Origin of the sequence: Marinobacter sp. DS40M6 (genome assembly GCF_028581595.1) — a bacterium.
Classification (GTDB): domain Bacteria; phylum Pseudomonadota; class Gammaproteobacteria; order Pseudomonadales; family Oleiphilaceae; genus Marinobacter; species Marinobacter salarius.
Genome location: NZ_JAFCAE010000004.1, coordinates 196,652 through 217,348, shown reverse-complemented (window position 1 = coordinate 217,348; position 20,697 = coordinate 196,652). Strand labels below are relative to the sequence as shown.

Here is a 20,697-nt window from a genome sequence, read left to right as displayed (position 1 = left end):
TTTATTAGGTTGGTAGTATAATCTCCGATAATATTGTTTAATACTTCGTTAAGAGTAGCAGTAGCAGTAGCAGTAGCAGTAGCAGTAGCAGTAGCAGTAGCAGTAGCAGTAGCAGTAGCAGTAGCAGTAGCAGTTTTCTGATCACCTAGTCAAAATGATCTAAAACTTTTCCACCATGAGCTAAAGTTCAATGATGAATGCCTCAAATAATCTAGTTTTTCTTGATTGTACACTTCGAGACGGCGGCTACTATAATTCGTGGGATTTTGATGTTCGACTAATTCAGGATTATATGGATGCTATGAGTTCAGCCGCAGTCGATATTGTTGAGCTCGGGTTTCGTTCGTTGAAATTGGAGGGTTTCAGAGGGGCCTGCGCCTACACGACTGATGAATTTCTCGAGTGTCTGTCTATCCCCACTTCATTGACTGTCGGGGTGATGGTTAATGGTAGTGAGCTTGCTACGTCAGAGTGTCTGGACGCGACTCTGCATGCTTTATTTCCCCGTCCTGCGGATAAGACATGTTTTAGTCTGGTCCGTATTGCATGTCATGCTCATGAGTTCCGTGCCGCGTTGCCTGCAGCAACTTGGCTCAAAGATCGCGGTTTTTCGGTAGGCTTTAACCTAATGCAAGTAGCCGACAAGAGCGAATCGGAAGTCGTTGGGCTGGCAAAAGAGGCTACGAACTATCCGGTGGATGTTTTGTATTTTGCGGATTCCATGGGGGGCATGGAGCCTGATCAGGCAGCTCAGATTATTGGATGGATAAGGCAAGCATGGCCGGGGCCGCTGGGCATTCATACACATGACAATATGGGGCTGGCGCTCCAGAACTCTTTACGCGCGCTGGAAGAGGGTGTTACCTGGGTTGATTCTACTGTGACCGGTATGGGGCGAGGGCCTGGCAACGCCAGAACAGAAGAAATGATGATAGAGATGGGGGAGCGCCGCTCGGGGGCGGTTAATATGGTTCCCTTGATGCGGCTTATACGCGAGCACTTTAAGCCTATGCAGGAACTTTTTGGCTGGGGAACAAACAGCTATTACTATCTTGCAGGAAAATATTCCATTCATCCCACCTACGTTCAAGAAATGCTGAACGACTCCAGGTACGACGAGGAGGATATCCTTGCGGTCATCGAGCACCTTAGAGTTGAAGGGGGGAAGAAGTTCAACCTGAACACGCTTGATGCAGCCCGACACTTTTATCAGGGTGAGCCGGCAGGTAGTTGGGACCCGGCACCCATGATGAAGGGGCGTGAAGTTTTGCTGCTGGGTTCCGGCCCAGGCGTAATGGATCATCGGGGAGCGATTGAGTCCTATATCCGCCGAAAAAGGCCGCTGGTTGTTGCTCTTAACACGCAGTCTTCCATATCTGCGGATCTGATTGATGTTCGTGTAGCCTGCCATCCGGTTCGTCTACTGGCTGATTGTGAGACCCATACCCGGCTTCCGCAGCCGTTGATAACCCCCGCTTCAATGTTGCCGGAAGATGTTAAAGTTTCACTGTCCAGCAAGCAGACTCTGGATTTTGGTTTGAAAGTTGAGCCGGAAAGGTTTGAGTTTGGTCAATATTACTGCTCTGTACCAACTTCGTTGGTTATAGCCTATGCGCTGGCGATTGTCACAAGCGGGAGGGCGGAACGGGTACTGATGTCCGGCTTTGACGGTTATGGTGCAGATGACCCGAGAAGTCAGGAGATGCAAAACCTGTTATCACTTTATCAGTCCAGTCCGGAGGCAGTGCCTTTGGTCGCAGTTACGCCGACCCGGTATTCACTCCCTGTTCAATCGATTTACGCATTGTGAGGACCAAATGAGAAGAGCTGTTATTATCCCTGCCCGGTATGCTTCCAGTCGTTATCCTGGCAAGCCTCTGGTGCCACTGCTGGGAAAACCGATGATTCTGTGGGTAGCGGAGCTTTCTGCCAAAGCTATCGGTGCTGAGAATGTTTATATTGCCACGGAGGATCCTCGTATAGCGGAGGTTGTTCGCTCGGCGGGGTTCCAGCCAGTGATGACGAGCACGAGTGCGTTGACGGGGACGGACCGGCTCGCTGAAGCAGCAGAACAGATCGAGGCGGATATCTTCATAAACGTCCAGGGTGACGAACCACTGGTCAATCCGGCAGATATTCTCAATATAGGGGATGCCAAGGCCGGCAGCATGGATGTGGTGGTAAACGGGTACAGCTGGGTCTCTGATCAGGAGAATCCTGATAACGTTAATATTCCCAAAGTCATCACCAATGAGCGCGATGAGTTGGTTTATATGTCTCGTGTTGCCCTACCTGGTTACAAAGATCCCAAAAATGCACCAGAGCGGTATAAAAAGCAGGTATGCATCTATGCATTTACCGGTGAGGAACTTAATGCGTTTCGTCAGTTCGGACGAAAAAGCGAGCTCGAACGCTGTGAGGATATTGAAATACTGCGTTTCCTGGAATTGGGCAAGCGCGTTCTCATGATTGAAACACAGCCCGGGAGTCTCGCTGTTGATGTCCCGGAGGATGTGGCTGGCGTTGAAATGGCGCTGAAGCGGAAGCATGGCTTGTGAATATTGAACGCTACAAGAGTCTGATTTTTGATTGCGACGGGGTTGTACTTAATTCCAACAGGGTAAAAACCAGGGCTTTTTATGAAGCTGCCTTGCCCTACGGTGAGGCAGCGGCAATGGCGCTGGTTGATCACCATGTGGCCAATGGTGGAGTCTCACGCTATCAGAAATTCGCACACTTTTTAAGCCGGATTGTTCCCCAGGGTGCTGATGGACCGAGCCTTGATGAGCTGCTTGAGGTTTATGGGAGTAAAGTTCGTGAAGGTCTTATTTCCTGCGAGGCGGACTCGGGATTGATTGCCTTGCGTGAACGGACTCCGTCGACTCGATGGTTTATTGTTTCTGGTGGTGATCAAGCCGAACTGCGCGAGGTATTTTCCGAAAGAGAATTAGACCATTTGTTCGACGGCGGTATTTTTGGCAGCCCGGACACCAAGGATGAAATATTGTCGCGTGAGTTGCAGGTGGGGAAAATTATTAGGCCAGGCCTATTTATTGGGGATAGCCGATACGATCATGTGGCTTCCGTTAATGCCGGACTGGACTTTGTTTTTGTCAGGCAGTGGACAGAGTTTAGTGAATGGAACTCATATTGTGAAAACCAGAAGATTGAGGTTGCCGCCAGTTTGCGTGATCTGACATGAAGTCAAGGTTAGTTCTCTTTATCGTTTGGTGCTGTTTTGTCTGATAAATTTACATGCTTGCATCTTACTCGTTCGGGCCTTAAAAATGTTCAGGCTAATGATGAATCTGAAAATATTTCTCCGGATAGTTGTTATACTGAGGATTTTGTAGACCGACTGAACGATCATCATTTTATTGGGTTTTCTGACTATTCAAATGAAATTTTTCTTTATCATTATGTGAGATTAATGGAACTATGTGAGCTATTAAGGTCGAGTGATTGCTCACGCTCTAGTTTTTTTGCGCAATTTTTAGATAAGGTGTTTTTTTTAAGAGCAAAGTCGATATCTCATCATAAAGTTTTTTTTGTGAGCCGGGCGCTAAGATTTTCTCGTGTTCTAGTGGGGTTTCTATTTTCTGTTATTGCCATATTTTTCTTGTCATTTTTTCTTCCTTTTTATCTTATTAGAAGAAAAAAATCAGATAGCTCTTTGAAGTATGATGCCAAAAGGAAATTTGTATTTTTAATACGCTCTAAGGCTGCTTATCAGAGAAGTAGAGTTAGAATAGAGAAATCCATATCGGCCCTGACACTTGTAGACAACTACGGTGGTCTCGATGTTCCAGGGTGTTCTATATATTCTGTCATTAATTGTAAGAATATCTTTAAAATAGCAGTAAAATCTGCGTTCTACGCATTGAGGGATATTTGGGGATTCTTCAAGGATAGCAATATGATGCTAGGAGCTGCCTGTTCTTTGGCATTATTCCCTGGCTATATTAAAAAGATTGCTCATAAATCGGTCTATGAAGCATGCTTAAATGAAGTAATTTACTTGTCTCCAGGTGCAGTTTTCTTTACTGGGGATAAAGAAGACCGATTCGCACTGCTTCAGACAAGGATTTGTAAGCGAGAGAAAAAGAGTCTCTTCTGTTTGCCGCATGGGCTTGAATATGGGTTTCGGTTTCCTGGCGGTTTGGCAGCAACCACTTTCTATTGCTTTACTTCAGAGGCGGCAGAATTCCTAAACGATTTGTATCATGAAACCAAATTTGTTTATTCAGAGCTTGTAACGGATGAGATGTTTGGGGCTGATTTTGAAAAGCAAGCCGAGCGAAAAGTTGAAAGACTCTGTTTTTTTACCGAGCCTCGTGATCCTGAAATAAACTATGAAATTGTAAAGGAGTTAATGGGAAAAAATATAAGATTTTCCCTGAAGCTGCACCCTCTTGAAAGTTCTGGAGACTACAGGAAGCGGTTTCCGGAAATAGAACAAGTAAATGATTTTAACGATGCGATATGCTCGACGGTTTGCCTTGCGAGGAAGTCAACCGTTCTTCTCGAAGCATCCCAAAGAGGATCGAAAGCTGTCGCGTTGCTGGTTAATGAAAAAGACAGAACCTACGTAATGAAAATATTTCCATCTCTGTGTTCAAAGAGTATTCTCAGGGCTTTTACGTTTAATGAGCTTCAAGAGTTTCTTTGATGTTTGGCGAACGGAGGGATCAAACTCGTAATGTTTTTGAAACTTTATGACATCGGGGGCTTAGAGTGTTCCGCAATAAAACCTTACTTATAACCGGTGGCACAGGGTCTTTCGGCAATGCCGTACTGAACCGCTTCTTGGGCACCGGTATCGAAGAGATCCGGATCTTCAGCCGTGACGAGAAGAAGCAGGATGACATGCGCAAGCGCTACGCCGATCCCAAGCTGAAGTTCTATATTGGCGACGTGCGCGATTACACCAGCCTGCTGAACGCTACGCGAGGTGTCGATTACATTTTCCACGCGGCCGCGCTCAAACAGGTGCCCTCCTGTGAGTTTCACCCCATGGAGGCGGTGAAAACCAACGTGATCGGTACGGAAAATGTCCTGGAGGCGGCGATACAGAATCAGATTCAACGAGTAGTTTGTCTCAGTACAGACAAGGCCGTGTATCCCATCAATGCCATGGGCATCTCCAAGGCGATGATGGAGAAGGTGATGGTGGCCAAGTCCCGTAATGTCGACCCGGAGAAGACAGTGATCTGCGGTACACGATACGGCAATGTGATGGCGTCTCGTGGTTCTGTGATTCCGTTATTCGTGGATCAGATTCGGGCCGGTAAGCCGCTAACGATCACGGACCCGAACATGACTCGGTTCATGATGACTCTGGCTGATGCGGTAGACTTGGTATTGTATGCCTTTGAACACGGTGACAACGGCGATCTGTTCGTCCAAAAGGCACCGGCTGCCACCATTGAAACGCTGGCACTGTCCCTTACGGATATCCTGGACAAACCGGAGCATCCTATCAACGTGATTGGCACGCGCCACGGTGAAAAACTGTTTGAAGCGCTGCTCAGCCGTGAAGAGATGGCCTGTGCGGAAGATCGCGGCGGGTATTATCGGGTGCCACCGGATTTGCGGGACCTGAACTACGGCAAGTTTGTGGAGCAGGGCGAAGAGAAGATCACCCATACCGAGGATTATAACTCCCACAATACCGAGCGCCTGGATGTTGCGGGTATGCAAACCTTGCTGCGCAAGCTGGACTTTATTCGTGCCCTGGAAAGGGGCGAGTACCTCAACCCGGAGGATTGAGCCATGAAAGTACTGGTTACCGGCGCGAATGGATTTATTGGTAAAAACCTGCTGATGCATTTGCGCGAAAAAGGCGGTTTTGAAGTGGTTCCGTTTACCCGGCAGCACACCGAGCAGGATTTGCCCGGTTTGCTTGACGGTGTCGACTGGGTTATTCACCTGGCTGGCATCAACCGCCCCGAAAACCCTTCGGAGTTTGTTACCGGCAATACCGGACTCACTCAGACTTTGTGCGATGCGGTAAAACAGTGTGGCCGTCAGATTCCGATCATTTACAGTTCCTCCATTCAGGCGGAGCGGGAGAACGACTATGGCACCAGCAAACGGGCCGCGGAAGGGGCCTTGCTGGCGCTGAATGAAGCCACCGATAACCCGGTGTATATTTACCGCCTACCCAACGTGTTTGGCAAATGGGCGCGCCCCAATTACAACTCTGCGGTAGCAACCTTCTGCCATAACGTCGCCCGGGATTTGCCCGTGTCGATTAATGATCCGGATGCGGTGATTAATCTGGTGTACGTAGACGATGTGGTTAACCATTTTCTCTCGCTGCTGGAAGGGAAAAACAGCAACCCTGGCCCGTTTGTTGAGGTGGAGCCGGTTTACCAGATTTCCGTGGGTGGCTTGGCGGGCCAACTTAATCGCTTCAAGGCCACCCGGGAGAACCTGATCACGGAACAGGTAGGTACCGGCCTTACCCGCGCTTTATACGCCACTTATGTGAGCTATTTGCCACCGGAGCGGTTCACCTACACAGTGCCCCAGCATGGCGACGATCGCGGCGTGTTTGTGGAGATGCTAAAAACCCGAGACGCCGGCCAGTTTTCCTTTTTCACCGCCCACCCTGGTATCACCCGGGGCGGCCATTATCACCACTCCAAAACCGAGAAGTTCCTGGTGATCAAAGGCCAGGCCTGTTTTCGTTTCCGCCATATGTTAACTGGCGAGTTCTACGAGCTGTTCACCGCCGGGCACAAGCCGGAGATTGTGGAAACCGTGCCGGGCTGGACCCACGACATCACCAACGTGGGTGACGACGAGCTGGTGTGCATGCTCTGGGCCAACGAGATCTTTGACCGGGACAACCCGGATACCTTCGCGTGCCCGGTGGGCACGGAAGCCTGAACCGATTTGGGAATGCCATGAAAAAACTGAAAGTAATGACGGTGGTGGGCACCCGCCCGGAGATCATCCGGCTCTCACGGGTAATGGCCAAGCTGGATGAGTATTGTGAGCACATTCTGGTGCACACGGGGCAGAACTACGATTTCGAGCTGAATGAAATCTTCTTCCAGGACCTGGGCATCCGCAAGCCGGATCACTTCCTGAGTGCGGCGGGTGCCAGTGGCGCGGAAACCATTGGCAATGTGATCATCGCGGTGGATCGGCTTCTGGCCGAAGTTCAGCCAGAAGCCCTGCTGGTGCTGGGCGACACCAACAGCTGTATGGCGGTTATCCCGGCCAAACGCCGCAGAATTCCTACATTTCATATGGAAGCGGGCAACCGTTGTTTTGATATGCGGGTGCCGGAGGAGATCAACCGGCGCATTGTGGATCACACCGCCGATATCAATCTCACCTACAGTTCGATCGCCCGTGATTACCTGTTGCGCGAAGGCCTGCTGCCAGACAGGGTAGTCAAAACCGGCAGCCCCATGTACGAGGTGCTGAACCATTTCCGCAGTGGCATTGATGCCTCGGATGTTCTGGAACGACTGGGGCTCACCGAAGGCGAGTTCTTTGTGGTGAGTGCGCACCGGGAAGAGAACGTGGATTCCGACCGCAATTTCACCGCGCTGGTAGAAACCCTGAATGCCGTGGCTGAGCAGTACGGCTATCCGGTGATTGTCTCCACCCATCCCCGTACCCAGAAGCGTGTGGATGCGATGGGTGTGAAATTCCACAAAAATGTGCGTCTGCTCAAGCCCCTTGGTTTCAAGGATTACAACAAGCTGCAGTTGAGCGCGAAGGCGGTGCTGTCTGACAGCGGCACCATCAGTGAGGAAGCGTCCATCCTGAACTTCCCGGCCTTGAATATCCGCGAAGCCCACGAGCGCCCCGAAGGCATGGAAGAGACGGCGACCATGATGGTTGGCCTGAGCACGGAGCGTGTGCTGCAGGGGCTGGCCATTCTTGAGGGCCAGGGCAGGAGGGACGAACGCTCCATGCGCTTGGTGGAAGATTACAGCATGCCGAATGTGGCGGAGAAGGTGGTTCGCATTATCCACAGTTACCGGGATTATGTGATGCAGACGGTGTGGAAACAGTATTGAGGGCGCATCCTTGAAGGTTCTGGCAATTCACCGGTTTTACTGGCCGGATACGCCCCCGTATGCATCAATGCTTCGCGCCATTGTGGGCCGGTGGGTCAGCGATGGGCACGAGGTGGATGTGTTGTCCTCTCAGCCCTCGTACAAGGCGAGTGTTGATAATCAGCGGCAGCCTGCCCGGGAGCGCGTGGATGGCGCGAACGTGGTTCGTCTCAATCTGCCGCCGGAGGCGGGAAGGCCCTTGGTGCGTATTGTGAACTCACTGGTCCTGGGCCTGGGGGTGTTCTGGCATGCCGTCGTCCGAAAACGGTATGACGTCATCATGGTGTCGACTTCACCGCCTGTTCTGGCGGGCTGGTTCGTGGCGATGGCGGCGAAGGTGACTAGCGCGCGGTTTATCTATCACTGCATGGACATTCACCCGGAAATTGGCCATATTTCCGGGGAGTTCAGGAACCCCCGGGTGTTTTCGCTTTTGTCCCGCTTGGACAGGTGGACCTGCACACAGGCGCGACCGGTTGTGGTGCTGTCGGACGATATGGCCGAATCGTTAATCGCCCGCAGGCCCGAAAAACCGCCGGAAACCACTGTTATCAATAACTTCAGCCTGCCATCGGAGGGGGCTGAGCCTGATGAACTGCCTTTCTCCTGGCCGAATGAGCCGTTTGTGCTGCTGTTTGCCGGCAATATTGGCCGTTTCCAGGGCCTGGATGCTTTGGTGGATGCCATGGCCAGGCTGCGCGACCGGCAGGATATCCGGCTGGTCATGATGGGCGATGGCACGGAGAAAGAGCGCCTGTGCCGCAAGGCGGAAGAAAGCGGCGCCCAGGTATCCTTCGTGGGCCATCAATCCGTGGAGGTGGCCAAAGCCGCCATGGCGAGGGCAAGTGCCGGCTTTGTCAGCCTTGTGCCGGAGCTCTACCGGTACGCATACCCCAGTAAGACCATGACCTATCTGGAGCATGGCTGCCCGGTGTTGGTGGCGGTTGAAGTCGACAGTGGCCTGGCGCGGGATGTGACTGGCAATAGCGCGGGGGTGGCTGTTCCGGGCGGGGATGTCGATGCCCTTGCTACTGCGATTTCGTCTCTTGCCGATGATCCTGAGGGTCTGGGCTCGTTGAGGCAAAAGGCGCTTGAATTCTCAGCCCGGGCTTTTGCGACGGATGTCGTCCTGGCCAGGTGGTCTTCTCTTCTTCAATGAAATTCGGAAGTTTGAATGAGTAATACGGACGTAATTATTGTGGGCGCCCCCCGTTCGGGCACCAATATGCTGCGCGATGTGCTCACGTCGTTTGACAGCATTTGCACCTGGCCTTGTGACGAGATCAACTACATTTGGCGCCATGGCAATGTGCGCTATCCATCCGATGAAATCCCTGAAAAAAGGGCGACCCCAGCGATAAAGAATTATATTCGACAGCGCTTCAGCGATATACGGCAACAATACAATGCCGAGGTTGTCGTAGAGAAAACCTGCGCAAACTCGCTTCGTGTGCCTTTTGTGGATGCGGTTTTGCCCGATGCAAAGTACATCTTCATCTACCGTGACGGCATTGATGCCACCGGTTCGGCGAAAGAGCGATGGACGGCAAAACTGGATATTCCCTACATTCTGGAAAAGGTGCGCTTTGTTCCCAAAACGGACCTGCCATATTACGGCTTGCGTTATTTCTGGGCGCGGGTGTATCGGTTTATATCGCGTGAAAAGCGCCTTGCCTTCTGGGGACCGGCTCTGGATGGCATGCAGAGTGTTCTGCAAAACCACACCTTGAACGAGGTGTGCGCACTGCAATGGCAACGTTGCGTGGATAACGCGGAAAAGGCGTTTTCCGACATGCCGGCCGATAAGGTCGTTCGTGTGCGCTATGAAGATTTTGTTCGCCAGCCGGTGGAAGAGCTCAGCCGCATTCTTGAGTTTATCGGTAAAGAGGTCGAGCCTGAGAAAATCGCTACGGCGGTGGAGGGCGTTTCACCGCGTAGCCTGGGGAAAGGCCGTAAGGCTCTCGGTGAGCAACAGGTGGCAAATCTGGAGGAGCTGGTAGGGGAGACGCTGAAGCGTTATGACTACCTCTGACTCGCTGTCCTGCGGTACGGCAGGCCTCGGAACCGTTCAAGCGTTGCAGAAAAGAGCGTTCGATCTTTTTTTTGCAGTGCTGGGGCTTTTGGCGGCCTGGTGGCTCATTCTCCTGGCCTGGATGGCCGCCAGTATCGATACCCGCTCCAATGGTTTTTTCATCCAGAAGCGGGTGGGGCGCCATGGTAAAATTTTCCGGGTAGTGAAAATGAAAACTATGCGTCCGATTGCGTCGTTTGAGACGACAGTGACCCGGCGGGGGGATCCCCGTATCACTCCCCTCGGAGCGTTCTTTCGTCGCACCAAAATTGATGAGCTACCCCAGCTCTGGAATGTGTTGTTGGGCGATATGAGTTTTGTCGGCCCAAGGCCGGATGTTCCCGGCTTCGCCGACAAGTTGCAGGGTGAAGAGCGGGCAATGCTGTCGATTCGGCCTGGCATTACCGGGCCCGCCACGTTGAAGTACCGGAACGAAGAAGCGCTTTTGGCTACGCAGGCTGATCCGGAAACGTACAACCATAAAGTGATCTGGCCTGATAAAGTGCAGATGAATCTTGATTACATCCGCAACTGGTCACTTCGAAATGACATTCAATATATTATTCAGACGGTTTTTCACTAGATGCTAAATGGACCATTCTCGCCCTGGCCCTCCTATACTCAGGAAGAGGCCGATGCGGTTTCCCAAGTACTGCTCTCCAATCGAGTCAATTACTGGACAGGTAAGGAGTGCCGTGAGTTCGAGCGGGAATTCGCTGAGTTTGCCGGCACCAACCATGCCATTGCTGTGGCTAACGGTACGGTGGCTCTGGATCTTGCCCTGAAGGCGTTAGGTATTGGCGCCGGTGATGAAGTAATTGTCACTTCCCGAACCTTCCTGGCCTCGGTAACGTGTATTGTTAACGCGGGCGCTTGGCCTGTGTTCGCGGATGTGGATGCGGATTCCCAGGGGATTTCGGCTGAGACGGTTGCGTCGTTGATTAATGACAACACCAAGGCGGTCATTGCGGTTCATCTTGCAGGCTGGCCCTGTGACATGGATGGCCTGAATGACTTGGCTTGCCGCCATGGCTTATCAGTGATCGAGGATTGTGCCCAGGCCCATGGTGCGACGTACAAGGGCAAACCGGTTGGGTCTCTGGGGCACGTAGCAGCCTGGTCCTTTTGCCAGGACAAGATCATGACCACCGGTGGTGAGGGCGGCATGGTGACCACCAATGATCGGGAACTGTGGTCGCGCATGTGGGCCTACAAGGACCATGGCAAAAGCTGGGAAGCAGTCTACGAGCGGGAACACCTTCCGGGCTTTCGCTGGCTGCATGAGAGTTTTGGCACGAACTGGCGGATGACGGAGATGCAGGCTGCCATTGGCCGGATTCAGTTGCGGCGCATGCCAGACTGGGCTGAGCGCCGTCGGGCTAACTGTGAGGCTATCTGGCAGGCTGCTAGGGAGTGCAAAGGGCTGAGAGTGCCGGACGTTCCGGAACACATCGGCCATGCTGGCTATAAGTGTTATGTTTTTGTAGAGCCTACTACCCTTAAGCCAGGGTGGGATAGAAACAGGGTGATGTCAGAGATTGTTAGTGCTGGCGTACCATGTTTTTCCGGCTCCTGCTCGGAAGTATATTTTGAGAAGGCGATACAGGACGCAGGTATGGCTCCAGCGGAGCGCTTGCCGGTGGCCAGGGAACTGGGTGATACCAGCCTGATGTTTTTGGACCACCCCACATTGACTGCCGAAGAAATCAGACTCACGTGCGATGTGCTCGCACGGGTAATGAAGGAGGCAACCGCTTGAACAGGGACAAGTTGGTAAAGCGTAGAGATGGCAATCTTATGATCAGGTCATTTCTGAACCTTCCCAGATTTCATAAACGGGTTGTATCCGTTCTGTCGGATGCGTTCTTCCTGTTCTTTGCGATCTGGGCTGCGTTTGCCCTGCGCCTGGAGCAGCACCTGTGGTTGCCTACTCGGGAGCAATTGACGATCGCTGCTATCACGGTGGTGTTTACCATCGGTGTGTTCATTCGCCTGGGGCTTTATCGGGCGGTTATCCGTTATCTGGGTGACCGGGCTTTCCTCACAATAATCTACGGAGTGATTGCTTCCAGCGTTGCCCTGATTACCTTGGGCTACCTGTTGCAGGTGTTTGTACCTCGCTCGGTGCCCATCATCTACGGCGCTCTTGCTTTTCTATTTGTTAGTGGCACCCGCCTTGGTGTGCGGATGATCGTAAACCATCCCAAGCAGATGGCGAAGGAAGCCGTTGCCATTGTCGGTGCGGGCGAAACCGGCATGCAATTGGCGTCTGCGCTGGAGCAGGGCACGGAGTACCGGCCGGTGGTGTTTGTGACGTTTGACCGGGCCAACCACAAGTCCATGATCAATGGCTTGCCCGTCGTCAGCATTAATCACATCGCCAAGCATATGCCTAAGCACCAAGTGCAGCGGATTCTGCTGGCGCTGGATGAAGGTACGCAAATAGATCGCAAGAAACTGCTGAAGCAGCTTGAGCCATTGTCGATCCCGGTGCAGACCGTTCCTTCCATGTCGGAACTGGTGGCGGGCCAGGCGCGGATTAATGACATCCGGGATCTGGAGATTGAAGACCTGCTGGGGCGAGACCCGGTTCGGCCGGACTCTGCCGTTGTAGCCAAGAGTCTGTACCAAAAATCCGTGATGGTCACTGGCGCGGGCGGTTCGATTGGCTCAGAGTTGTGCCGCCAGATTATTCGTCATCGTCCGCGCGCGTTGGTACTGTTCGAGCAGTCCGAATTTTCCCTGTACGCCATTGAGCGTGAGCTGAGCTCCATCAATCGGGTGGAGGGGCTGGGGGTAGAGTTGCATCCCTTACTCGGTAATGTGGGGCATCGGCGCCGCTGCGAGTCTGCCATGAGGGCGTTTGGTGTGCAGACGGTATACCACGCAGCCGCCTATAAGCACGTACCCTTGGTTGAACACAACGTGATAGAAGGCGTGCAGAATAACGTGTTTGGCACCTGGCACACGGCTGAAGCCGCTATTGCAGCCGGTGTTGAGCGTTTTGTGCTGATTTCCACGGACAAGGCGGTTCGTCCCACCAATGTGATGGGGGCCAGCAAGCGGTTGGCGGAACTGGTGCTCCAGGCGTTGGCACAGCGGCAGAAAAAGACGGTGTTCTCCATGGTGCGTTTCGGCAACGTACTCGGCTCTTCCGGTTCTGTAGTTCCGCTTTTCCGAGATCAGATTCGCGATGGTGGCCCGGTTACCGTTACCCATCCGGACATTATCCGGTACTTCATGACCATTCCTGAAGCCAGCCAACTGGTTCTCCAGGCCGGCAGTATTGGCCTGGGTGGCGAGGTGTTTGTGTTGGATATGGGCGAGCCGGTGAAAATTGCGGACCTGGCCCGCAAGATGATTCACCTCATGGGGCTGGAAGAGAAAACGGAAAGCAATCCCGCAGGTGATATTGAGGTGACCTTTAGCGGCCTTCGCCCTGGGGAAAAGCTCTATGAAGAACTGTTGATTGGTGACGATCCGCAAGGTACTTCGCACCCACGAATCATGATGGCACGGGAAGTTTATCTTCCCTGGGAGCAGGTAGAAGACTTCCTCAGTCAGTTGCAGCGGGCCAGCCAAGCCTTTGATTGTGGTGCGATTGTCGAAGTGTTGAAGAATGCCAAAACGGGGTATGCACCCAACGGCAATCTGGAGGATCTGGTGTGGTGCAATGGGCAGTCCGATGTGGTGGCTGCGGACCGCCAGGGTGATAAAGTGCACCGGTTATCGGTGTAGGAAAAACAAGTTTCAAGAGCAAGGTTGCTGTTTCATGTCTGAAAATATCGTCTGGCATCACCAGAAAGTCACCCGTGCTGATCGCGCTTCCATCAAGAACCAGAGCCCGTGCCTGCTGTGGTTTACTGGCCTGAGTGGTTCCGGTAAGTCCACTATTGCCAATGCGCTGGACGTGGCTCTGTTTGAGCGCGGTTACCACACCTTTCTGTTGGATGGAGACAACGTGCGCCATGGTCTGAACAAAGATCTTGGCTTTTCCGATGAGGACCGGGTTGAGAATATTCGTCGTATAGGTGAGGTGAGTAAGCTCTTCACAGATGCTGGGGTGATTGTGCTCAGTGCGTTCATTTCCCCCTTCACCACCGACAGGCGCTTGGTGCGTAACCTGTTCCCGGCGGGTGAGTTCATTGAGGTGTTCATGGATACCCCGCTTCAGACGTGTGAAGAGCGTGATCCAAAGGGTCTTTATGAAAAGGCCAGGGCTGGCAAGATCAAACACTTTACGGGTATCGATTCCCCCTATGAGGCGCCTGAGCGCCCGGAAGTACGCCTGGATACGTCTCAGATGTCGGTGGATGATTGTGTAAATCGCTTGATCAGTTACCTGCTGGACCGGCAATTGATCTTTACGTCGCCACAAGCCGCCGGAGCGTAAGCGCCTATGGCGTGGGAAGCCATTGTTACCCTGCTTACCTTGTTCTCGGCTCTGGCAGCATTGGTGATTACACGGGTGTCGGCCGATCTGGTGCTGATGGCGGCCCTGGCGTTCCTGTTGATTGCCGGCATCCTGGGGCCGGCTGACGCGTTGGAAGGGTTTGCAAACCCGGGCGTGATTACCATTGCAACGCTCTATGTGGTAGCCGCCGGCCTGAAAGAAACCGGGGCCGTTCAGTGGATTGCCCGTTTGCTACTCGGGCATCCGAAAACCGAAAAAGGCGCGCAGCTTCGGATGCTCGCGCCGACTGGTATCCTCAGCGGCTTCATGAACAATACGGCCGTTGTGGCCATGTTCATCCCAGCTATTCAGGACTGGGCCCAGCGCCTGGGTATTCCATCCTCACGCCTTCTCTTACCCTTGAGCTACGCCGCCATTCTGGGCGGCACCTGCACGTTGATCGGTACCAGCACCAACCTGGTGGTGGATGGCATGCTGCAGGCGCGCTTGGGTATTAATCTGGGGTTGTTTGAGTTGGCCTGGGTGGGCGTGCCGCTGTTGTTAGTGGGTGGATGCTATTTGGTGCTGGTGGCATCTCGCATACTGCCGGACCGGGGAGGCATGCGGGAGGAACTGGAGCAGGTTCGGGAATACGGCGTAGAGGTGGAAGTGGACGCCGCTGGCCCGTTGGTGGGCAAAACCGTGGCTCAGGCTGGTTTGCGCGCACTGAATTACGGTTACCTGACGGAGATCGACCGGGGTGGCCGGCTGATTACGGCGGTGGAGCCGGATCGGATGCTGCAACCGGGGGATAGGTTGTATTTTGTGGGCGCGCCGGAATGCGCCAGTGAGTTGCGTCGGATTCAAGGCCTGAAACCAGCCCATGCCAGTATCCAGAAACTGGATCTGGCGAACCATCAGCGCTGCCTGGTGGAAGTGGTGCTGGGACAGGAATTCACGGCTCTGGGGAAGACCGTGCGGGAAAGCCGTTTCCGTACTCGCTTTAACGCCGCGATTCTCTCAGTTTCGCGTGAGGGGAGTAGGGTGCCTGGTAAACTGGGGGATATCACCTTCCGGATGGGCGATACCCTTTTATTGGAGGCCAGCCACCAATTTGTAGAACAGTACCGCTTCCGCCGGGACTTTTTGTTGGTCAGCGCCCTGAACGATTCCACGCCACCGGATTTTCACCGGGCGCCCCGGGCGCTGGGAATCTTGTTGTTGATGGTTGTGGCCAGTGCTACCGGGCTATTACAGATTATAGAGGCGGCCTTCCTGGCCGCGGGCGCAATGATTGTCACTGGGTGCATTACGGCCAGCCGTGCCCGCCGGAGTGTGGATTTGCCAGTACTGGTGGTGATTTCGGCCTCTTTTGCGCTAGGCAATGCCATGACGGAAACCGGTGGGGCCGAGTGGGTAGCCGCCAGCCTGCTGGGCCTGTTCGGCCCGCTCACGCCCTGGCTCGCTCTGGCGTTGGTGTATATCCTCACCGCTGCCTTTACCGAAGCTATCACCAACAACGCGGCAGCGGTGCTGATGTTTCCGATTGCGTTGGCGGTGTCTGAACAATTAGGCGTTCATTTCCTGCCGTTTGCCGTGGCCGTGATGTTCGCTGCTTCGGCGTCGTTTATTACGCCTCTGGGTTATCAGACCAATCTCATGGTTTATGGCCCCGGCCGCTACCAGTTCATGGATTACGTGCGTTTGGGCTTTCCGTTGAGCCTGCTCGTAGGCTCAACCGCTATCGGTTTGATCCCGTTTGTCTGGGGATTTTGAGCTGTTTGGGAATATACTGGCAGAAAGCGAATTGTGAATAACAAGGATGTGTTGGATGATCGATATAAAACACCACGGAGCGGTGTCAGGTGTAACCGGTTCTTGCCACGAGCTGGTCGTTGGCCGTTCCGGCATTTTGATTGATTGCGGCCTGTTCCAGGGTGCGGAAGCCGGTAACGGCGCGAGTGCGTCGAATCTCGCCATTGATTTCTCCATTAGCCATATCCGTGCGCTGGTGGTCACCCATGTGCACATCGACCACGTCGGTCGCATTCCCTATCTTCTGGCTGCCGGGTTTGACGGGCCGATTATCTGTTCGGAGCCATCGGCCATTATGTTGCCGGAGATTCTTGAGGATGCCCTGAAGATTGGCTTCACCCGGGACCGAGCCCTGATTGAGAGGGTGCTTGGGTTGATTCGATCCCGTCTTGTGCCGGTGCCCTACGAGCAATGGCATTCGGTGTTCGATGGCAAGGATGAGTCGCTTTCCGTTCGGTTGCAGAGGGCCGGGCATATTCTTGGTTCGGCTTATGTGGAGTGCGAAGCGGAGAGTGATGGCGAGTTCGAGCGTGTCGTGTTCAGTGGTGACCTTGGGGCTTCCCATGCGCCACTGTTGCCTGAGCCACAGCCGCCGGAGCGTGCTGATAGGTTGGTGATTGAAAGCACCTACGGCGATAAGGACCACGAGAGCCGGGAAGAGCGTCGTTATCGTCTCAAGGCGGTGCTGGAGCACGCCCTTGAGGACGGCGGGACGGTACTGGTGCCGGCGTTCAGCATTGGGCGTACGCAGGATCTGCTGTATGAAATTGAAAGTCTGATTCATGAGTTCGGCAGCGATGAAGTCGGGCCGGACTTGCCTTGGCGGGATCTCGAGATCGTTATGGACTCGCCTCTGGCCGCCACTTTTACCCGTATCTACCGGGACCTCAAGCCTTTCTGGGACGCTGAAGCCACCGAATTGGTCAGTCAGGGCAGGCACCCGCTTTCGTTCGAACAACTCACGCTGATCAACAGCCATGAAGACCACCTCAATGCCGTGGATTATCTGGCAAAGTCACACCGCCCCTGCGTGGTGCTTGCTGGCTCTGGCATGTGTGCAGGGGGCAGGGTGGTGAACTACCTGAAGGCTATGCTGGCGGATGAACGCAACGATGTGTTGTTCGTGGGCTATCAGGCCAAGGGCACGCCGGGCAGGGATATTCTCGCCTGTGGGCCTCGTGGTGGCTGGGTGGAGTTTGACGACCAGCGTTACGAGATTCGCGCCCGGGTTCATCAAGTGGGTGGTTACTCCGCCCATGCGGGGCAATCCGATTTGCTGCGGTTCGTAAGCGGAATTGAGTCGCCACCAACGGAGATCAGGATTGTGCATGGTGATGCGAAAGCCAAAGAATCGTTGAAAAGCCAATTTCATTCCGCCGGACTAACGGGGATAATGATCCCAGGTTTGGCGTAAACCAGTTATTTGTTATTAAAGGATTGTTGGAATCATGAAAAAGATCGCCGTCGTCGGCCTGGGATATGTCGGTTTGCCTTTGGCCGCCGCATTTGGGGAAAAGCGGGACGTTGTTGGTTTTGATATCAACGTAAAGCGAATAGCCGAACTAAAAGATGGCGTGGATTTTACCCGTGAGGTTTCCCGCGAAGAGCTGGCTGCTTCAAAAGGGTTGTCGTTTGCCGACTCCCTGGACGGCATTCGCGATTGTCAGATCTATATTGTGACGGTTCCCACACCAATTGATGAATTCAAATCCCCGGATTTAACACCGCTGGTCAAGGCCAGTGAGAGCGTGGGTAGCGTCCTCAAACGCGGCGATATTGTTATTTATGAGTCCACGGTTTACCCCGGTGCCACGGAAGAAGTCTGTGTTCCTATTCTGGAAAAAGTATCCGGCCTTGCTTTCAATCAGGACTTCCACGCCGGTTACAGCCCCGAGCGGATTAACCCTGGTGATAAAGAACATCGTATTGCCACGATTAAGAAGGTAACTTCTGGCTCCACGCCGGCCATCGCCGATGAAGTGGACGCGATTTATGCCGGTATTATTACCGCTGGTACTCACAAGGCCAGTTCCATTAAGGTGGCCGAGGCGGCCAAGGTGATTGAGAATACCCAGCGTGATTTGAACATTGCGCTAATGAATGAGTTATCAATGATTTTTTCCAAGCTTAAAATTGATACTCACGAAGTGATTGCTGCCGCATCGACCAAGTGGAATTTCCTCCCGTTCAAACCGGGATTGGTTGGCGGACACTGTATTGGCGTGGACCCTTACTACCTGACTCACAAGGCCCAGGCCATTGGCTATCATCCGGAAATTATCCTGTCTGGCCGCCGCGTAAACGACAACATGGGCCCGTATGCAGCGTCTGAATTGGTGAAGGCGATGATCAAGGCCGGGCATACGGTTGCCAACGCTCGGGTGTTGATCATGGGCTTTACTTTTAAGGAGAACTGCCCCGATTTACGTAATACTCGCGTTATTGATGTGGTTAAGGAGTTGTCTGAATTTGGTTGCAAGGTGGATGTAACGGATTGCTGGGCCGACAATGAAGAGGCTGAGCACGAATACGGAATTACATTGAAACAGAATCCGGAGAAAGCCCAGTACGATGCGGTACTTCTGGCGGTTCCGCATAGAGAGTATGTGGCGCGTTCGTCCCATAATCTACGCGAGTATATGAAAGACAATGGGGTTTTGTTTGATCTGAAAGGTGTATTGCCACTGGGTGAAGCTGATTTGCGTTTATAAACGCTTTGGCTATTTAAATAAAAAAACCAGCCTGCGGGCTGGTTTTTTTTGGGTTACTTTTCCGTAAATGAATTATTTTGCCATAGTCTGTTTTATGGATTACTATTTCTCGTGACTTTCAGTCATAACCGTCATATTCAAAAATTATCCATTCGCAGGTTCCGTGCTTGGTTGTCTGAACTAATTGCGGCCTTCGAATATCGGCAAATCAATAGCAGTTAATTAAATAAGGGTTTGTATCCATGGCAAAGATTAACGATTACTACCAGAAAAAACAGCTTATGGAAAAGCTCTCTGAAGAACTGGCGAAACTGGAGCAGGACCAGGCGCTGAAAAGCGAGCTTGAGTTTGAAAACAAGGTTCGCGACCTGATGAAGAAGTATGACAAGTCGCCAAAAGACGTTCTGCAGATTCTGGGCGCCATTGATCCGTCCATTTCCGGTGCCAAGGCTGATGCATCCACCGGCAGCCGCCCCAAGCGCCCGATGAAGACCTACAAGAACCCGAACACCGGTGAAGTGGTCAAGACGCGTGGCGGGAACCACAAGGTATTGAACGAGTGGCGCCAGAAGCATGGAAAAGAAACTGTGCAGAGCTGGCAGCAGGACTGATTGAGTCGTTTTTAACATGGTGTCGGATTACGACTTTGCGTAATCCGACCTACGATTGCTCCCCGAATACCACCACCCGGTTTCTTCCCCCTTCCTTGGCGGCGTACAACGCTTCATCCGCCTGTTGTAACCACTGCATATGATTCTCCGGCCTATCCGTTAATGGCGCGATGCCAATGCTGACGGTGTACTGAATCGGCGCTGCCGTGGTCTGAACCGTGCTGTTCTGTATGGCTTCCCTTATGCGCTCGCAAATCACCCTGGCGCCTTCGGCATCGGTTTCCGGCAGGATGATGCCGAATTCCTCGCCACCATAGCGGCCGGGGCTGTCTGACTGGCGCAGGTTGTCTTTCATAACCTTGGCGGTGTACTTGATGACTTCGTCACCCGCCAGGTGGCCGTAGGTATCGTTCACCGCTTTGAAGTGGTCTATGTCGAACATGATCAGACAGGTGCTGTGACCATAACGACGGTAGCGTTCGTATTCGGCGTCGATCAGGTTTTCCCAGGTACCACGGTTGAGCAGACCGGTCAGGCGGTCGGTCATGCTCAGCTTGGCCAGTTGTTCGTTGGCGGTTTCCAGTGCCCGTTTGCTGGTGGCGATGTCGGTGACGTCGTAGACCATCAGGCAGATCTTCTCGACCTGGCCGTCTGGCCCGGAGAGGGGGCTGATGGTCAGATTCTGGTACATGAAGTCTTCGGTGCCGGTTATCGGGCGTGTGTTGCGAAAGCGGAACAGGTAAGGGCGCTGTTCCCAGGAGGTGAATGCCCGGGTGTTTAGCATGGCGACTGAGTCGACCTTGCGGGTCAGCCATGCTTTGGGGATGTCCGGGAACACGTCAAACAGAACCTGCTCGCGAATCTTGCTGGCGGTGATGCCGCTGTGATGTTCCATAAAGCCGTTCCAGGCCTGTACTCGAAAATCCAGGTCCAGCACGACCAGGCCGACTTCCACCGATTCCAGCATGTCCACCAGCCAGTGGAAGGTGCTTGCTCCGATCTCTTTAATGGCCAT

The 20,697-nt window shown here is 53.2% G+C and carries 18 protein-coding genes; 17 read left to right on the top strand and 1 reads right to left on the bottom strand.

The features are described from left to right. The first annotated feature begins 190 nt into the window (after nt 1-190). The 17 genes from JJO78_RS11755 (at nt 191) to JJO78_RS11675 (ending at nt 19,682) form a co-directional block, all read left to right on the top strand. Entirely contained in the window at nt 191-1,810 is a 1,620-nt protein-coding gene (locus JJO78_RS11755; protein ID WP_273623747.1) for an aldolase catalytic domain-containing protein, read from the top strand. A 7-nt stretch (nt 1,811-1,817) separates the two neighbouring features. Beyond that, on the top strand, nt 1,818-2,558 hold the full coding sequence (locus JJO78_RS11750) for a 3-deoxy-manno-octulosonate cytidylyltransferase (protein ID WP_273623746.1): 741 nt from the start codon (nt 1,818-1,820) through the stop codon (nt 2,556-2,558). Next, nucleotides 2,555-3,202 carry an HAD family hydrolase gene (locus JJO78_RS11745; RefSeq protein ID WP_273623745.1) on the top strand — a complete coding sequence of 216 codons (648 nt, stop codon included), beginning with the start codon at nt 2,555-2,557 and terminating at the stop codon, nt 3,200-3,202. Before JJO78_RS11750 ends, JJO78_RS11745 begins: the two co-directional genes overlap by 4 nt. Before the next feature lie 36 nt (nt 3,203-3,238). Beyond that, entirely contained in the window at nt 3,239-4,669 is a 1,431-nt protein-coding gene (locus JJO78_RS11740) for a hypothetical protein (RefSeq protein ID WP_273623744.1), read from the top strand. A gap of 65 nt (nt 4,670-4,734) precedes the next feature. Then, on the top strand, nt 4,735-5,769 hold the full coding sequence (locus JJO78_RS11735; protein WP_273623742.1) for a polysaccharide biosynthesis protein: 1,035 nt from the start codon (nt 4,735-4,737) through the stop codon (nt 5,767-5,769). A 3-nt stretch (nt 5,770-5,772) separates the two neighbouring features. Beyond that, a complete protein-coding gene (gene wbjC / locus JJO78_RS11730) occupies nt 5,773-6,894 on the top strand; it encodes a UDP-2-acetamido-2,6-beta-L-arabino-hexul-4-ose reductase (RefSeq protein WP_273623741.1) in 1,122 nt (373 codons plus the stop codon). Nucleotides 6,895-6,911: 17 nt separating this feature from the next. After that, on the top strand, nt 6,912-8,042 hold the full coding sequence (gene wecB, locus JJO78_RS11725; protein ID WP_273623740.1) for a non-hydrolyzing UDP-N-acetylglucosamine 2-epimerase: 1,131 nt from the start codon (nt 6,912-6,914) through the stop codon (nt 8,040-8,042). A 10-nt stretch (nt 8,043-8,052) separates the two neighbouring features. Beyond that, nucleotides 8,053-9,240: a glycosyltransferase family 4 protein gene (locus JJO78_RS11720; RefSeq protein WP_273623739.1), complete on the top strand. Its 1,188-nt coding sequence runs from the start codon at nt 8,053-8,055 to the stop codon at nt 9,238-9,240. A gap of 15 nt (nt 9,241-9,255) precedes the next feature. Next, a complete protein-coding gene (locus JJO78_RS11715) occupies nt 9,256-10,113 on the top strand; it encodes a sulfotransferase family protein (protein WP_273623738.1) in 858 nt (285 codons plus the stop codon). Then, on the top strand, nt 10,100-10,735 hold the full coding sequence (locus JJO78_RS11710) for a sugar transferase (protein WP_273623737.1): 636 nt from the start codon (nt 10,100-10,102) through the stop codon (nt 10,733-10,735). Before JJO78_RS11715 ends, JJO78_RS11710 begins: the two co-directional genes overlap by 14 nt. Beyond that, the gene (locus JJO78_RS11705; RefSeq protein ID WP_273623736.1) at nt 10,736-11,911 is read left to right on the top strand and encodes a DegT/DnrJ/EryC1/StrS family aminotransferase; all 1,176 of its coding nucleotides are present in this window, start codon (nt 10,736-10,738) and stop codon (nt 11,909-11,911) included. Between the two features lie 38 nt (nt 11,912-11,949). After that, complete coding sequence (locus tag JJO78_RS11700) at nt 11,950-13,890, top strand: polysaccharide biosynthesis protein (protein WP_273623735.1); 1,941 nt, start codon at nt 11,950-11,952, stop codon at nt 13,888-13,890. 34 nt (nt 13,891-13,924) lie between these two features. Beyond that, nucleotides 13,925-14,545: an adenylyl-sulfate kinase gene (gene cysC / locus JJO78_RS11695; protein WP_273623733.1), complete on the top strand. Its 621-nt coding sequence runs from the start codon at nt 13,925-13,927 to the stop codon at nt 14,543-14,545. Nucleotides 14,546-14,551: 6 nt separating this feature from the next. After that, on the top strand, nt 14,552-16,321 hold the full coding sequence (locus JJO78_RS11690) for an SLC13 family permease (protein ID WP_273623732.1): 1,770 nt from the start codon (nt 14,552-14,554) through the stop codon (nt 16,319-16,321). A gap of 55 nt (nt 16,322-16,376) precedes the next feature. Further along, the gene (locus tag JJO78_RS11685) at nt 16,377-17,774 is read left to right on the top strand and encodes an MBL fold metallo-hydrolase RNA specificity domain-containing protein (RefSeq protein ID WP_273623730.1); all 1,398 of its coding nucleotides are present in this window, start codon (nt 16,377-16,379) and stop codon (nt 17,772-17,774) included. Between the two features lie 34 nt (nt 17,775-17,808). After that, nucleotides 17,809-19,071 (top strand): Vi polysaccharide biosynthesis UDP-N-acetylglucosamine C-6 dehydrogenase TviB, encoded by a 1,263-nt coding sequence (gene tviB / locus JJO78_RS11680; RefSeq protein WP_151982593.1) that lies wholly within the window; start codon nt 17,809-17,811, stop codon nt 19,069-19,071. A 242-nt stretch (nt 19,072-19,313) separates the two neighbouring features. Further along, entirely contained in the window at nt 19,314-19,682 is a 369-nt protein-coding gene (locus JJO78_RS11675; protein ID WP_085679964.1) for a histone-like nucleoid-structuring protein, MvaT/MvaU family, read from the top strand. A 49-nt stretch (nt 19,683-19,731) separates the two neighbouring features. On the opposite strand, the gene JJO78_RS11670 is transcribed toward JJO78_RS11675, so the two are convergent. Then, the gene (locus tag JJO78_RS11670; protein ID WP_036210036.1) at nt 19,732-20,697 is read right to left on the bottom strand and encodes a sensor domain-containing diguanylate cyclase; all 966 of its coding nucleotides are present in this window, start codon (nt 20,695-20,697) and stop codon (nt 19,732-19,734) included.